Source organism: Pseudarthrobacter sp. RHLT3-21 (genome assembly GCF_059383495.1).
This window is the reverse complement of sequence record NZ_JBWZCI010000001.1, coordinates 98970-114629: the sequence shown is the minus strand read 5'-3', so window position 1 is coordinate 114629 and position 15660 is coordinate 98970. Positions and strand designations below refer to the sequence as shown.

At 67.2% G+C, this 15660-nt stretch carries 9 protein-coding genes; 3 read left to right on the top strand and 6 right to left on the bottom strand.

Features of this window, described 5'->3' with window-relative positions:
- Nucleotides 1–129: 129 nt before the first annotated feature.
- Nucleotides 130–1323: a YlbL family protein gene (locus tag AC50YA_RS00550; protein ID WP_494980460.1), complete on the bottom strand. Its 1194-nt coding sequence runs from the start codon at nucleotides 1321–1323 to the stop codon at nucleotides 130–132.
- Between the two features lie 132 nt (nucleotides 1324–1455).
- Here AC50YA_RS00550 and AC50YA_RS00545 point away from each other — a divergent pair, with 132 nt between their 5' ends.
- Both AC50YA_RS00545 and AC50YA_RS00540 read left to right on the top strand, forming a co-directional pair.
- Complete coding sequence (locus AC50YA_RS00545) at nucleotides 1456–2877, top strand: zinc-dependent metalloprotease (RefSeq protein WP_494980459.1); 1422 nt, start codon at nucleotides 1456–1458, stop codon at nucleotides 2875–2877.
- A 119-nt stretch (nucleotides 2878–2996) separates the two neighbouring features.
- Nucleotides 2997–3566: a dihydrofolate reductase family protein gene (locus AC50YA_RS00540; RefSeq protein ID WP_494980458.1), complete on the top strand. Its 570-nt coding sequence runs from the start codon at nucleotides 2997–2999 to the stop codon at nucleotides 3564–3566.
- Here AC50YA_RS00540 and AC50YA_RS00535 read toward each other — a convergent pair.
- From AC50YA_RS00535 to nudC, 3 genes are all read right to left on the bottom strand, one after another.
- Nucleotides 3563–4186: a M48 family metallopeptidase gene (locus AC50YA_RS00535; RefSeq protein ID WP_494980457.1), complete on the bottom strand. Its 624-nt coding sequence runs from the start codon at nucleotides 4184–4186 to the stop codon at nucleotides 3563–3565. The genes AC50YA_RS00540 and AC50YA_RS00535 overlap by 4 nt on opposite strands.
- A complete protein-coding gene (locus tag AC50YA_RS00530; RefSeq protein ID WP_494980456.1) occupies nucleotides 4183–6318 on the bottom strand; it encodes an ATP-dependent DNA helicase UvrD2 in 2136 nt (711 codons plus the stop codon). The genes AC50YA_RS00535 and AC50YA_RS00530 overlap by 4 nt, the downstream gene beginning before the upstream one ends.
- A gap of 68 nt (nucleotides 6319–6386) precedes the next feature.
- The gene (nudC, locus tag AC50YA_RS00525) at nucleotides 6387–7403 is read right to left on the bottom strand and encodes an NAD(+) diphosphatase (RefSeq protein ID WP_494980455.1); all 1017 of its coding nucleotides are present in this window, start codon (nucleotides 7401–7403) and stop codon (nucleotides 6387–6389) included.
- Nucleotides 7404–7559: 156 nt separating this feature from the next.
- On the opposite strand from nudC, the gene AC50YA_RS00520 reads away from it, so the two are divergent.
- Complete coding sequence (locus AC50YA_RS00520; RefSeq protein WP_494980454.1) at nucleotides 7560–8804, top strand: macrolide 2'-phosphotransferase; 1245 nt, start codon at nucleotides 7560–7562, stop codon at nucleotides 8802–8804.
- Here AC50YA_RS00520 and AC50YA_RS00515 read toward each other — a convergent pair.
- Nucleotides 8791–12339, bottom strand: a complete 3549-nt coding sequence (locus AC50YA_RS00515) for an ATP-dependent helicase (protein WP_494980453.1) — start codon at nucleotides 12337–12339, stop codon at nucleotides 8791–8793. The two genes, AC50YA_RS00520 and AC50YA_RS00515, sit on opposite strands and share 14 nt — an antisense overlap.
- Entirely contained in the window at nucleotides 12336–15641 is a 3306-nt protein-coding gene (locus AC50YA_RS00510; RefSeq protein ID WP_494980824.1) for an ATP-dependent helicase, read from the bottom strand. Before AC50YA_RS00510 ends, AC50YA_RS00515 begins: the two co-directional genes overlap by 4 nt.
- Nucleotides 15642–15660: the final 19 nt, after the last annotated feature.

Sequence of the window (15660 nt, the reverse complement as noted above, 5' to 3'; positions counted from 1 at the left end):
TACCTCATAGCTGGTCGTCAGGTTTACATGAGAAGCGTGCGTGCGGTTGACGTCCGGCACCGGTCAAGCGTGTGGCAACGTCCGTCATATCTGCCACGAGTGGCGGTAAAGCTTAGTTCCTGCCTCAGTCTAGTTGCTGGTGCAGACCGGCAAAGCGCCCATGTCCTGCCCGGATCCGGCGACTTCGACGGCGTGGCGCGCCTCTGTGATGTTCTCCACTTTGAGCACCTGCAGTCCGACCGGAATATGGCCGACAACCTCGTCGCAGTTTTCTGCCGGTGCGAGGAATACAGTGGCTCCCCCGGCCCGTGCGCCCAGCATCTTCTGGCGGATGCCCCCGATGGGGCCAACGGCGCCGTCGGGGGTGATGGTCCCCGTTCCGGCGACATGTTTGCCGCCGGTCAGGTCCCCCGGCGTGACCGTGTCGATGATGCCCAGGGAAAACATCAGCCCGGCGCTCGGTCCGCCAACCTTGTCCAGGGAAATCTTCACTTCAAAAGGAAACGTGAACAGGTACTTGAGCATGACTCCGAGAATGTAGCGGCCCGCGCCGTTGTCAATGGGCGTGATGGTCTGCGTGACGGATTCCCCTGCGCGCTGCACCACCAGGCTTGCCGGCGCTCCCTGGCCGGCGGCAAGTTCTTCCTGCACGACGGCGAGCGAGGTGATGGGCCTGCCGTTGATCGATTCGAAGATGTCGCCGTTTTCAACCTTGCCGGCCGACGGCGAACCGTCGGGGAGTCCCGCGGCCTGGAGTTGCTGGCCGAAGGGAATGCCAAGCTCCTTGAGCGCCGAGGCCACAGCGTTCTCCTGAGACGAGGTCATGGCCACGGAGCTCTGTTCGTCGGCCTGCTCCTTCGTGGTGCCGGTGGGGTACAGCAGTTCCACCGGGTGAACGGACTTGGAACCGCCAAGCCATGCGGTGAAGGCGCCCAGGATGCTCACGGGGCCGTTTGGGCCGCCGTCCACATAAACGGTGGTCAGGTCCAGGTTTCCTTTGGCGGGATAGGTCTCGTGGCCCGTGACGCTGATGACAGCGCTGCCCTGGCTCTGGCCGAGGGTGTTGAAGGTGGGTCCCGGTGATTCCACAACATATGGCACCGGAACAGTGACGGCCGCGATCCCCAGACCCAGCGCCAGGACGCCGGAAAGCATCATCACGGACACCCGCCGGTCCCCCGGCGGGGAGCTGCGGGGGGCATACTGCCCGGTCGGCGGGATGCCGGCCATACCCGATTCGGGTGTTGCGGCACCCGCGGTGGCGCCGGCGTCGAACTCTGGAGCGTGGTCCTCATGCGGATGATCGCCGCGGGTTGTAGTCACTGAATCAACACTACGCGGTGCCGCCCCCGGCCAGCTCTTTGCCTACAGCGAACGTGGCGCCTGTCCGGCAGACAGCCGGCCCGGCCCGGGGTACCGTGAAGTTGAACAGTCACACCGACGATCGGCGGGATCATGACCTCCAACCCACTCAATCCGTCCAACGGCGACGATACGCCGAAGGATCCGTTGACAGAGATGCTGCAGAACCTGATGGGCGGCAAGGGCATGGAAAACTTTGATCCTGCCGAACTCGCAAAGGCAGCAGGCCTGCCGAACGACCCCAATCTCCTGGCCCAGATGTTCTCCCAGGTCCAGGCCATGATGAGCGCCCCGTCCGAAGGGCCCGTCAACTGGCAGCTCGCGCACGAGAACGCCCGCCGGGTTGCCGCCAGCAGCGCCGACCCCTCCGTCACGTCCCTGCAGACCCGCGAAGTCGACGAGGCCCTGCGGCTGGCCGAACTGTGGCTCGATCCCGTGACCGACCTTTCTGCCACCGGCCTGATCGGCCGTGCGTGGTCCCGCGCTGAGTGGGTGGAAGCCACCCTCGGAACGTGGAAACGTTTGACCGAGCCCGTCGCCAACAGCATCGCCAACGCGCTCTCCAGCGCCATGACCGAACAGATGCCCGAAGAGATGAAGTCCATGATGGGCGGGGCCTCGTCCATGCTGCAGAACATGGGCGGTGCGATCTTCGGGATGCAGCTTGGGCAGGCCATCGGCGCACTGTCCGCAGAGGTTGTCAGCTCCACCGACATCGGCGTTCCCCTGGCCGACCTGGAAATGGCGCTGCTGCCGGCCAATGTGTCGAAGTTCGGCGAGGGCCTGAGCCTGCCGGAGAACGACATCCGGCTGTTCCTGGCCGTCCGCGAGGCAGCCCACGCGCGGCTGTTTGTCCAGGTGCCCTGGCTGCGTGGCCACTTGCTCGGTGCCATCGAGGCCTACGCCCGCGGCATCCACATCGACACGTCCAGGATTGAAGAGCTGGCCCGCGACCTGGACCCCAGCAACCCTGAAGGCATCCAGGAAGCGCTGTCCCAGGGTGTCTTTATGCCGCAGCGGACCCCTGCACAGGAGCAGGCGCTTGAAAAACTGGAGACCGCCCTGGCCCTCGTTGAAGGCTGGGTGGACGAGCTCACCGCTTCGGCCACGGAGAAGCTGCTGCCCTCCGCCGGCGCGCTCCGGGAAACAGTCCGGCGGCGCCGTGCCACCGGCGGTCCGGCGGAGCACGCTTTCTCGTCCCTGGTGGGACTGGAACTGCGTCCCCGCCGCCTGCGTGAGGCTGCCACGCTGTGGGCCGCGCTTAAGGACGAACGGGGCATTGCCGGACGCGATGCCATCTGGCAGCATCCGGACCTCCTCCCCACCGCCGAGGACCTCGATGACCCGCAGGGCTTCAGCGGCCGCCGCAAGCTGGCCGAGGCCAGCGACAGCGAAGTGGACGATGCCCTGCAGAAGCTGCTGAGCGGCGGCTTCGACGACGCGCCGCAGGATGATTCCGACGCCGGCGACGACGGGGACCAGCCCGCAGCCGATGGTGAGCAGCCCAAGGGTTAGCCAGACCGCAGGTTAGCTGGCCGGCCGGATCATGTCCGGTCCGGCCGGCTCCCGTAGTGCTTCACTGGAAGGTACGACGGCGGCCACGCCGCCTTTCCACCGCCGCTGGAGGTGTTCGGATGCGCAAGATCATCCTGATGATGTCGGTGTCTTTGGACGGATTCTTCGAGAAGGCCGACCGGGACATCAGCTGGCACCTGGTGGATGACGAACTCCTTCGCCACTTGAACGAGCAGTTCCGGACGATGGGGGCCTTTATGTCCGGGCGCATCACCCATGAGCTGATGGCCAGCTATTGGCCAACTGCCGACAAGGATCCGGACATCTCGGCGCCCATGGTCGAGTTCGCCGGGATCTGGCGCGAGATGCCCAAGTTCGTCTTTTCGCGGACCCTCACCCAGGCAGGCTGGAACACCACGGTGATTCACGACGTCGTGCCTGAACAAATCGCGGAACTGAAGGCGCAGCCCGGGGGCGACATCGCCCTGAGCGGCGCCGATTTGGCCTCCACTTTCATGCGGCACGGCCTGGTCGACGAATTCCGAATTCTCGTCCATCCCGTGGTTCTGGGGCGGGGCCGGCCGCTGTTCGAGGCTCCTGATGTCCGGATGGACCTCAGGCTCGAGGAGACGCGGACGTTCGGCAACGGCGTGGTTCTGCTCCACTACTCGCGCGGTGGCAAAGGTTAGACGACCCCCTGGCCGGCGTCGCCTGGCTCTGAATCATCACTGCCCGCGGTCAGGCCCCGGGAGGTGGCGAACGAGACGCCTTCCAGGAAGGCCTTGGCCCGCATCGTGTCGGGGTAGGACTCCAACAGCTTCCAGAAGGCGGCGTTGTGCCCGGCCACCAGCAGGTGGGCGAGCTCATGCAGGAGGACATAGTCGATGACCCACTGCGGCATGGGCCGGAGCTTGTCGGAGAGCCGGATGGATCCTTCCGACGGCGTTGCGGAGCCCCAGCGCGAGTTCTGGTTGCTGACCCAGCGGACGGACGTCGGGACTGCGCGTCCGCCGAAGTATCGGGCCGAAAGGTCTGCGGCGTGGGCGGCCAGTGCCGTATCCGTGGCCGGCTGTTTACTTCCTTTGCGGGCGCGCCGCTCCCCCTGGCGGTGCAGCTTCGCCAGCATGCGGTGCACCCATTCAGACTCCTGCGCGGCGGTGAACCGGGCCGGAATGGCCACCACTGCCGTCCCGTTCTCCCAGAAGGCAGCCACGGTCCTGGTCCGGCGGGCCGACCGCCGCACCTCAACCGGTGCTCCGTCCGCCGTGGTGAGGGGGAGGGTGTCTTGTCCTGCCGGCTGGCGGGTCACAGGGTGGTGCTTTCGACGAGCACCCGCAGAACGTCTTCGCCGTATTTTTCCAGTTTGGACGGACCCACGCCTGCCAGTGCCGCAAGCTCCTCCAGCGTGGACGGTTTGGCCTCAGCGATGGCCGTCAGCGTGGCATCCGTGAAGACCACAAACGCCGGCACCTCGGCAGCCAATGCGATTTCCTTCCGCCATTGCCGAAGGGCATCGAACGTCTGTTCTTCGTAACTGGGAGGACAGTCGTTGCAGCGGCCCACCTTGCGTTCGGCACCGCTGGACAGCATGCTCCCGCAGACCCTGCAGGTGGCGGGGGCAGCCGATTTCCGGCGCGGCGCCGGCCCTTTTCCGCGGGCACTGGAACTGGCCACCGAGTTGGGCCTGAGTCCGTCGAGGAAGCGTGAGGGTTTGCGGTTGGCCCGGCCGCCCGGTGTCCGCGCCGTGGACCAGGAAAGCGCCAGGTGCTCGCGTGCACGCGTGATGCCCACGTAAAGCAGGCGGCGCTCCTCATCCACGGCTTCCGGTGTGTCCGCGAAGGATATGGGCATCAGGCCTTCGCAGAGGCCCACCAGGAACACGGCGTCCCATTCGAGGCCCTTCGCGGCGTGCAGCGATGCAAGCGTCACGCCCTGGACAGTCGGCGCATGCTGCGCCAGCGACCGTTCCTGGAGTTCATTAACAAAGTCACCGAGACTGAACTGCTCACCGCGGACGTAGACCAGCTCGTCCGCGAGCGCCACCAGCGCTGCCAGGGACTCCCAGCGTTCGCGCAACGCGCCGCCGTTATGGGGCGGGGCGTCCGTGTAGCCGAGCGAGGCCACGATATCGCGGACCAGCTGGCCGAGCGGTTCCGGCGTCGCCGTTTCAGCGACGGCCCTGGTTGCCGCGCGCAGCTGAAGGATGGCATCGCGCACTTCCTTGCGCGCGAAGAACCGCTCACCGCCGCGAAGCTGGTAGCTGATCCCGGCAGCCGCGAGCGCCTGCTCGTAAGCCTGGGACTGACCGTTTGTGCGGAAAAGGACAGCGACCTGGCTCGCCGGAGTGCCGGCGTCGAGCAGTTCCTGGACCTTGATGGCCACGGTGGCGGCTTCGGCTTCATCGTCGGTGCATTCGGTGAACTGTGGGACGGGACCCGCCGGCCGCTGGGCCACCAGCTGCAGCGGAGCCGCCCAGGCAGCGTCGGCCACCGGTCCGCCGCCGCGCCGGGCGGCAAGGAGATCGTTGGCCAGCTTGACCACCTGGGGCGTGGAACGGTAATCCCGGATCAGTTTCACCACATTGGCCTCGGGGTACTGTGCCTTGAATCCCAGGAGGTGTTTGGGTGAAGCGCCGGTAAACGAGTAGATCGTCTGGCTCGCATCACCCACTACGCACAGCTCGTCCCGCCCGCCCAGCCACAGTTCCAGGAGCCGCTGCTGCAGCGGAGAAACGTCCTGGTACTCATCCACCACAAAATGCCGGTACTGCTCGCGGACTGTGGCCGCGACTTTCTGGTCCTCCTGTAGGATCCCGACCGTGATCAGGAGGACGTCCTCAAAATCAATGACGTTGCGGTCGGTCTTGACGTCCTCGTAGGACTGGAAGACCCGGGCGACGGCGGTGAGATCGAACCCGCCGGGGGTCCCCCTGTCCTGCGCGTTCTCCAGGTAGTTCGCCGGGGTGAGCATGGAAACTTTGGCCCACTCGATTTCGGAGGCGAGGTCCCTGATGGACGCGCGGTCAGTGCTGAGCCGCAGGCGGCGGGACGCTTCGGCGATCATCTGGGCCTTGTGGTCCAGCAGGTTGGGCAGGGTGCCGCCTACCGCCTGCGGCCAGAAAAACTGCAGCTGCCGAAGGGCGGCGGCGTGGAAGGTGCGCGCCTGCACGTTGCCCACGCCGAGGTCCCGCAGCCTGCTGCGCATTTCCGCTGCGGCCCGGGCCGTGAACGTCACAGCGAGGAGCCGCTGGGGACTGTATACGCCCGAGTGCACGCCGTAGGCAATCCGGTGCGTAATGGCCCGGGTCTTGCCGGTGCCGGCACCGGCAAGGACGCACAGCGGGCCGTTGAGCGTGCTGGCGACCTCGCGCTGTTCGGCGTCGAGTCCCCCGAGGATTCGTTCCTCAAGGGACTCTGTACTGTCAAAATTCTCTGTGGTCACTTCTGCTGCTCTGTTGTCGCGACTGCCACATGCTGGCGTCTGGCCAATGGTGATGCCTGTTCCGGGTATCAGGTATCTGTGCGGTCCTTGATCCGGCCGCCATACCAGTGCTCAATCAGCGAGCGTGCAATGGACAGTCGGCTGGAGATGGTGATTTCACCGGTGAGCACGGCGTCCTGGAGTTCCTCCCGGCTGAACCAGCGCGCACGGGTCACCTCCCCGCCGTCGGGCTTTGCCACGGCGTCTGCGGTGATGGCGGTAAATCCAAGCATAAGGGAGGCCGGGAACGGCCACGACTGCGAGCCCAGGTACTGGCAGCCGGTGACCCTGACGCCCACTTCTTCGTGGATTTCACGCACGACTGCCTGTTCAAGGGATTCGCCTGGTTCTACGAATCCGGCCAGAGTGGAGTAATTCTTCGCGTCAACGGGCCCGCCGCCGCCGAGCAGCAGCCGTCCGTCCGGCCCTACCACCGTGACGATGATGGCTGGATCCGTCCGGGGGTAGTGTTCCGAGCCGTCCTGGGGGCAGCGTCGGACCCAGCCGCCGGCTTCCACGACAGTGTGGGCTCCGCAGCGGGGGCAGTGCGTATGGCCGGCGTGCCAGTTGGCGATGGCGCTGGCCTCGACGAACAGCGCCGTATCGGTGGGGTTCAGGACGGCAGCGATGTCGCGGAAGCCGGCCCACTGCGCACTGGCCGGGATTCCGGCAGTGCCGGGCTCGGCAGGAAGGACAACAAGGACCACTTCGGTGCCGGCGGCAAGATCCGAGCCGTCCAGCGCGGCGCCAAGATAGATGACCTGCTCTGGGGCAAAGCCACGGTCCCGCAGGTCAGCCAGCAACTGGGCGGCTGCGGGTAGCAGAAGCTGGTTACCCTGCACCAGGGCCTGCCGCCCGGCAAGGACCACTGCCCGCGTGTGCTCGCTGTCCAGCAATTCCTCAACCATGCCGGGCCGGACACGGTCAACTGAGCCGCGGTCCACGGCAGCCGGGAGAACCGGCAGCACGGTATCGAACAGGTGGTTGGCTGGCAGCTGGACTGCCTGCGGCTGGTAGGCCGGTGTAACGGACTCCGCATGACTCATGTGTCCACCGTACTGACTCGGACTGACAATTTACATTCGGCAGGGACATGTGGCGTGGACGTCCGGACGGGGTGCGGGAGCCGACTTTTGCAGCATATCTGGAGACTCGCCGCCGCACATCGTTGTCTTGGACGCCACTCAATCTACCGTGGAACGGTGAGAAGAAAACCGATCGAACTGGCAGCCGTGGCAACCGCGGCAGTCCCCGGGCTGACCCCAACCGCCGTTAGCTCGGCTGCGGACGATCCCGCGGATTTCGACTCCGCGCTGCTGCTGGACTCCGAAGGCAAACAGTGGCGGGTCAGGTCCCCGCGGCATGCGGAAGCAAGCGCCAGGCTCGAGACGGAGTTCCTTGTCCTCCGCGCATTCGTACCGGCCATCCGGGCCGAGCTGCCCTTCCTGATGCCTACCGTGGCCGGCAGCGTCCGGCTGGGCAGCCTCAGTACCTTTGTCTACTCACATCTGGCCGGGAGTACGCAAAATGTGGAGGAACTCACCGCAGGTCCTGCCGCGCTCGCCCGGGAAATCGGGACAGCACTGGCGGCCATCCATGATCTTCCGCACTCCCTGGTCAGCAACGCGGACCTGCCCAGCTATACGCCCAACGAATTCCGCCAGCGACGGCTGAACGAACTCGACCAGGCGGCCACCACCGGAAAAATCCCGGCGTCGCTGCTGCTCCGCTGGGAGCATGCCCTTGAAGACGTTTCGCTGTGGCGGTTCAACCCGTGCGTTGTCCACGGGGACCTCCATGAGGACAACCTTCTTGTGGAAAGCGGCCGCGTCACGGCGGTTACGGGCTGGACGGACCTGCGGATCGGGGATCCCGCCGACGACTTCGCCTGGCTGGTTGCCTCGAACGAACAGGACTTCGTGGACGCCGTTCTTGCAAGTTACACGGGCAGCCGCCGCGACTCCCCGGACCAGCACCTGCTCCGGCGGGCTGCCCTGTCTGCCGAGTTCGCGTTGGCGCAATACCTGGTCAAGGGCATTGCTGCCGGCGATGCCGCGATGGTTGCCGAAGCCGAAGGCATGCTGGAAACTCTCGCGGCCGACGTCGAAGAGCACGGCGGACAGGCCATCAGTGTCGAGCCGCTGCCGGCCCCGGCCGCCCTGGCCGACGACGCCGCCCAGTCCTCTGCGGGCCAATCCCCTGCTGTGACTGTGGCCCCTGCTCCGGCGGTGACCATTGTCCCCGTGCCAGTCCCTGCGGTGGAGCCGGTTCCCGTCGTGCCCGCAGTGGAAATCAGCCCTATCCCGGCGGAGCCCATCCCGTCAGACGAAGCACCAGTGGATGAAGACTCGGCAGAGGACGAGTCGGCCGACAAGCCGTCCGTGCGCCCGTCCGCCGAGGACACATCCACCGCGGCCATCAGCATCGTCGAAGTCAGGAAGCACTGACGTCGAGGGCCGCGGCCACGATCTGTTCGAGTTCCTCAGCAGAGCCCAGATCGTGCGGCCGCACCACTTGGTTGTCGGCAACGTAGAAGAAGGCGGCCCTGACGTCCTCGACTGCCACGCCCTTGAGCCGGGCCCACGCCAGCCGGTACGCGGCGAGCTGCACCGATTTAGCCCGCAGCTGCGCGGCAGAGGGCCTGCGGCCGGTTTTCCAGTCCACCAGGTCCCACCGGCCGTCCGCGTCCTGGAAGACAGCGTCCATGCGTCCGCGGACCACAACATCGCCCACCCGGGTTTCCACCGGGACCTCGACAAATGCCGGTGACCTGTCGGCCCACTCCGAGGCTTTGAAGGTGGCCACCATGGTGTCGAGGTCATAGGCGGCGTCAATATGATCGTCGGAGCCGGGGGCCTCGCCGAGATCCAGCATGCCGGCCGCGCCGAAGTACTCTTCAACCCAGGCGTGGAATGCCGTCCCCTTCCGCGCCGACATGCCGGGCTCACGCGGAACAGGCCTTCGCAGCCGGCCCACTACCCCTGCCGGGTCCTCGCCAAGATCCACCAGCGTGGACGCAGAGATGTGGCCGGGCAGGTGAACGTCCTGGCCGGAGGCGCGCCTGGACCTCCGTTCCAGCAGCAAGGCAGCTTCCCTGGCCCAGCCCGCCGCATAGCCCCGGAGCCTTGGCCCGGACTCATTGTCGGATGCAGGCTCAAGGACGGGCACCGGGTCCTCAGGAACCAAGGGCTCCAAGGCTGCCCGGACGCGTGCCGCGGCGCTTTCCATGGCCAGCCGCCTGCCGGGAACAACCCGCAGGCGCTCTCCGGTCCGCGCGTCCACCGGGCCTTCGAGGGGGTCATAGGGCCATCCGGCCACCTCGGTTTCGGTAGTCAACGGGCTCTTTTCAGGCAAAGAGGCTTCGTCCACTGACGCCGGGTGCACCATGGCACACGTTCCCATGCCCTCCGCCGGGGCGGAGCTGGGGCCGGCAAGCTGTTCCAGTTCAGCGAGGAACGGGGACATCTCGGCACGGCCTGCCCTGGAGCCCACCCATGCTGCGCTGGAGACCCAGAGGACATGCTTTGCCCTGGTGTAGGCCACGTATGCCAGGCGGCGTTCCTCGCCCTCACCATGTACCTGGACGGCTGATTTGAAGTCCTTCTCTGCGTCGAGCCAGCCCTTCTGGTCCGGCTGGTCGGTATCCCATTGGGGAAGATCCGACCGGTCCCCCCGGAGAGGCCATGGCAGGGCCGCCGCGCCGCTGCTCCAGCGGGAGTCCTTGCTGCTGGGGAAGGCACCGGCGTTAAGACCCGGAACAAAAACGACGTCCCATTCCAGGCCCTTGGACGCATGGACGGTCAGCAGCTGCACAGCCTCGCGGTTGATATCCGACGGCGGAGCTTCGAGGCCGTTTTCTTCGGCCGCGGCAGCTTCAAGCCAGGCAAGGAACGCGAGGATGTCCACCCGGTGCGAGGTCCGCAGGAAGCCGGCCGCCGCGTCCTGGAAGGCATCCAGGTTTCGGCGGGCCTGGTGGATGCTGGTTCCCGGGCGCGCTGCCACTTCTATGTCGAGCAACATGGCGCGTTCCACTTCGCCGAGCAGGTTGGTGAGGTCGTCCCCGAGGTAGCCCCGCAGCTGCCTGAGTTCCGTCGAGAGTCTGCCGAGGCGGTCGCGGGCCGCCTCGGTCAATGATCGGCCGTGGGAAGAGGTCCAGTCTTCGCGTGGCAGCCAGTCCAGCGCTTCAACCAGGCTGGCACCGTCAGTCAGGTCGCTTTCGATGACGGCCTCGTCGGACGCGTCTGCGGGCCCGTCTTCCGGCGTGGCAGCGTTGGCCGGGCGGCCGCGGCGGCGTGCGAGCTGGCTGGACCAGTCGCGGAAGGCCATCAGGTCAGCGGGCCCGATGCGCCAGCGTGCGCCGGCCAGGAGGCGCATCAGGGAGTCCGAGCGTCCGGGATCAGCAAGTACCCGGAGCGTGGCCACCAGGTCAACGATTTCGGGGGTGTCGAGCAGCCCGCCGAGCCCCACGATTTCGTACGCGATCCCCCGCGCCTCGAACTCCCGCCGGATGGTTTCCATCTGGGCGCGGCGCCGGCACAGGACGGCCAGTGCCGGCGGTACCGGGGTGCCGTCGGCCTCCCGTTCGAAGTCCGTGACCCGGTACTTCATGACGTCCTCCGCAAGGGCGGCGGCTTCGTCAAGGTCTGTGCCGAAGCGGCCCAGAACCACCCGTCCGTCCACGGCGAAGGGGCTGGGCTGCAGGGGCGGCACATTCGCGGCCGCGGTAGCCGTGCCCGCCGGCATGGTGCCCGCTGGGGTGGCGCCTGCCGCAGCGGTGACCGCAGGGGCGCCGCCGGCAGGGGCCTTCTGGGCCTCGGCGCGCCCTAGTGCCTCTGACATGATGTTGGCGGCGGACAGGATGGCCCGGCCGTTGCGCCACGCCGTTGTGAGGTACGACGTAGGGGCCGGTACAAAGCGTCCCGGCCCGTCGTCCCCGTCCACGCGGACCGGGAATTCACGGACAAAGTGGAAGAGCTGACCTGCCGAAGCACCCCGGAAGCCGTAAATCGACTGGTTGGGGTCGCCCACGGCGATGACCGCGTGGCCCTCGCCGAAAAGCCGCGAAAACAGGACCAGCTGGGCATACGACGTGTCCTGGAACTCGTCGAGGAGCACCACTTTGTAGCGCTGGCGTTCCATGTCCGCAGCAAGCGGGATCTCGCGGGAGACACGGGCCGCAAGTGCCACCAGGTCGCCGAAATCCAATGCCCCCCGTGACTTCTTGGCGGTGGCGTAGCGGCCCACCATGTCAGCCACGCTGGCCCTGGTTCGCAGCATCGCAGCCAGTTCACCGGCTGCCTGGGGGGCGTTCTTCTTCGCTCCGGCCAGGTAGGGACGTTCTTCGAACTCGGCAAGGCGTGCCAGAAGCCAGGCCTCGACGTCGGCCGGTTCCTGCAGGTGCTCTGCGCACTCCCCCGCGAGCTGGATGACTGCCTTGACCAGCGTGGACTTGGCTGCCTTGAAGTGGCTGTAGTCGCCGTCGAACGCTTCCACCACTTCGCTGGCGAGCTGCCAGGCCTGGGCCCCGCCCAGCAGCACAACGTCGCGTTCCACGCCAAGCCGCAGCCCGTAGTCAGAAACGATCCCGCTGGCGAATGAGTGATAGGTGGAAACTTTGGGCTCAAGGGCGTCGCTGCTGAGCAGCCCCGCGGGGAACACGTCATGCCGCGTGTCCTGGGCAGCGACCCGTTGCAGTGCGGTCAGCTTGGCCCGGATCCGGGTGGCCAGCTCGCCGGCCGCCTTCCTGGTGAAGGTTACGCCCAGGACCTCCTCAGGCCTGACCCAGCCGTTGGCAACCAGCCAGACGACGCGGTCGGCCATGGTGGCGGTCTTGCCGGAGCCCGCTCCCGCGATCACCAGCCGGGGAGCCAGGGGTGAGGAAATGATGGCGGACTGTTCCGGGGTAGGGGTGTTCTTTTCGCCCAGCAACCTGGACAGCTGCTCGGGGCTGAACAGGGGCTCTGGAACCTGGGGTTGGCTCATTCGGTGACCTGCTTTCCGCGGACACAGAGCGGACAGACCTCAGGGAGCCTGCAGCCGTGGCCCCCATGGCTGCTTTTTGCGGGGTCATGCCTGGCTTCGAAGCTGTTGCCGGACATTATTGCGGCGGCATCGGTGACCATGTCCAGCGCCCAGTTCTCCTGGGCCTCAAGGGGTTCCTGTTGCTGGACGCCGGGGCTCTTGGTGGTGGTTCCGAGCTGCGCCAGCACGGCGCCGCCCGGCACCGTCCCGCCCGGTCCGGCCGTGCCACCCGATACGTCCGCGAAACCGCCGGCCAGGACCGCTGCCTGGTAGGCCCCCAGCTGGGGATGGCGGTTCAACTCTGTCTTGCCGGGCTGCCGCTTTCCCGTCTTGAGGTCCACAACAACCAGCCTTCCTTCGGCGTCGATCTCCAGCCGGTCAACCTGACCGCGGAGCACGGCGGCGCGGGCATCGCCGCCCTGGCCATCGCCCGGGACCGATGGCGCCGGCGTCGACCCCAACGCCGGCGGAACGTCGGGCAGCCGGACCTCAAAGTCCTGCTCGACGCCCAGCAGGCTCCGGCCCTCGGTCCGCATCACCAGGAGGTACTGGGCGAGCTTGCGCACCATTGTTTCGGCACGCTGGAAGTCGAGTTTGCCTTCCCAGTTGTCCTTCATCCCCAGGGTTGGCCACCGGCGGATGAGTTCGGCGACGTACTCGCCCCCGGAGGCCTCCGGCAGGTCCTGCGCGATGGCGTGGACCAGGGTGCCCAGGCTCCGGGCGAAATCGGTGGCGGCTTCTCCCCCGGCGGCTTGTACAAACCAGTCGAGCGGTGATTTCTGCACGGATTCGACCTTCGACGGCGAGACGTAAACGGTCCCTCCGGGCGGGACAACCGGCTCCGACGTCGTCAAGGAAGGCAGGCCCCACCAGCTGTCCGGATGCGCTCCCGGGACAGCCGGTTCCACTGCGGCAAGGCCGGCCAGGACCCTGGCGGCCTCGGCGGCTTCGTGCTCATACTTTCCATCCAGCTGCGCGTATTGGCGCAGTTCTGCCACCAGGGCACGAAGGGTCATGGGCCGTTCCACCGGCGTGAACACCCTGCCCTCGGCGCCCGGCTCAAGCGGCGCCACATAATCGAGGAAGGACGACGGCTGGTCGTCCTCGGACGAAACAGCGGTGCAGATCAGGATCGTGCAGGCCCGGGAAACGGCTGTGGAGAAGCTTCGGAGTTCGTCGTAGCGGATTTCGCGCAGCCGGCTCAGCGGGTCCAGCTGCAATGCATAGCTGACACCATGTTCGACGGCGTCAGCGTACAGGCTGCTGCCCAGAAGCTCACCGCGGAGCCGGGTATTGGGCCAGACGCCTTCCTGCAGCCCCGCCACAATGACCACGGGCCACTGCCGACCGGCAGCACTGGCCGGGGTCATCAGCTCGACGGCGTCGTCCACCTGGGCCCGCGCGGCCAGGGTATCCATGGGCAGCTCCTGGTTCAGGAGGTACTCCAGGAACTGCTCCGGCCCGGCGCCCGGCATCTGGTCCACGTAGCGCTCGGCGGTGTGGAATAGCGCCATCATGGCATCCAGGTCCCGGTCGGCGCGGGCTCCATGGGAACCGCCGGTGAGGGCGGATTCGGTCCACGCGTTGGACAGCCCGGTGGAGTGCCACAGGGCCCAGAGCACGGTCTCGGCGTTGGCTCCGGGCTCGGCGGCGGCGCTCCGCCCGGCCTGGATCATACGCGCGGTCCGGCGCGCGGAACGGCCTTCCAGGCCCAGCGTCCCCAGGGCTCCTGGTTCCAATAGTGCTTCAACCAGCAGGGCGTCACTGGTCCGTCCGCCACCGCCCAGCAGCTCCTCCCGCCTCAGCGACTGGCGGAGCCGACGCAGTTCAATGGACGTGGCGCCCCCGATGCGCGACGTCAACAGCGCGACGGCGGCCTCGGGGGTCAGCAGTTCGGGATCCAGCGCTATGGCGTAGGCGTCCAACAGCGGGCGCACGGCCACTTCATCGCGGACCGCGGATTCGGCCACCGGAACGCGTACCGGGATCCCCTGGCCCGTGAGGTAGCGCTGAAGCTCACTGAGCTGTCCGCCGTTACGCACAATCACGGCGATCTCGGCCAGGTTGCGGCCACAGTTTACGTGCTGGTCCAGGATGCGCTGGGCAACGTACCGCAGCTCGTGGACCGGCGACGGAACCAGGTGCGCCTCCACCTTGCCGGCGGACTGCGGTTGGAGTTCGACGACGGCGGCGGGGCCGTGCGCGGTTCCGGCCAGGGGTTCGGGCTGCTCGAGGCGCCTGGCCAGCTGGCCGCCCGCACGCTGCGAGATCCGGCCCGCGACGCCGAGCCAGGCCTCGGCGATGGCGGGGGCGTGCCGATGGGTGTGCCAGAGCGGCCGCTCGATGACGCCGGCTTCCCCAGAAAGCAGGCGCGGCAGTTCCGCGACCAGGTCGGGCCTGGCACCGCGGAATCCCTGCACCACGGTATCCGGGGAGAAGGCGACATAGCAGTCCTTGCCGGCGGCGATATCTGCGAGCAGTTCGAAAACGGCAGGGTTTGCCTCCTGCACATCGTCCACGAGCACCAGCTGGAGACGATCCCGTTCCGCGGCCAGGAAGTCAGGGGCGTCCTGGAAGATCTGCCGTGCAGTGGTGATGATGCCGGCAGGATCGAAGGCCTCCGGCATGCGCAGGTCCAGGACGTCCCGGTACTCTGCGTACAGTGCCGCCGCGGCGATCCAGTCCGGCCGGCCGCACTGGCGGCCGAGCTCCTCAAGGTCACCGGCGGTCCGGCCGGATTCGATGATCCGGTCGAAGAGTTGGCGTACCTCGTGGCGGAAGCCCCGCGTTTCCAGTGCCGCTTCCAGGTCCGCAGGCCACGGAAGTTCCAGCCCGGGCATCCGGTGACCCTCCAGGAGTTCGCGGATGATGAGGTCCTGTTCCGGGCCGGACAGGAGCCGCGGTGCGCGCGGAAGCGGAAGGATTCCTTCTGCCTTTGCCCGGCGGATCAGGTCAAACGCATAGGCTGCCCAAGTCCGGGCCGGCGTGGTGCTCAGGCTCCGGTCCAGCCGTGCGGTGAACCGGTCGCGGAGTGAGTCGGCGGCGAGGCGTCCGGGTGCCAGGATGAGGATCCGCTCCGGGTCCACGCCGTCCTGCAGTGCCCGTCGGACGGCGGATTCGATCAGGACTGTTGATTTTCCGGTTCCCGGTGCGCCGGGAACCAGGACCGGCCCGGAGCCGTGGGGAACGTCGACGGCGTCCCGCTGGTCTGCAGACAACGCCGGAACGTCGGCGTGCAGCTGCCGCGGCGGAAGAAGGCGCAGGCCCGTTCCGCCGGAACGT

What these genes read in the sequence shown, in the direction of transcription:
- AC50YA_RS00545 (WP_494980459.1), top strand. Translation starts at nt 1,456, where the DNA reads ATGACCTCCAACCCACTCAATCCGTCCAACGGCGACGATACGCCGAAG.
- AC50YA_RS00540 (WP_494980458.1), top strand. Translation starts at nt 2,997, where the DNA reads ATGCGCAAGATCATCCTGATGATGTCGGTGTCTTTGGACGGATTCTTC.
- nudC (WP_494980455.1), bottom strand. Translation starts at nt 7,403, where the DNA reads ATGAGTCATGCGGAGTCCGTTACACCGGCCTACCAGCCGCAGGCAGTC.
- AC50YA_RS00515 (WP_494980453.1), bottom strand. Translation starts at nt 12,339, where the DNA reads ATGAGCCAACCCCAGGTTCCAGAGCCCCTGTTCAGCCCCGAGCAGCTG.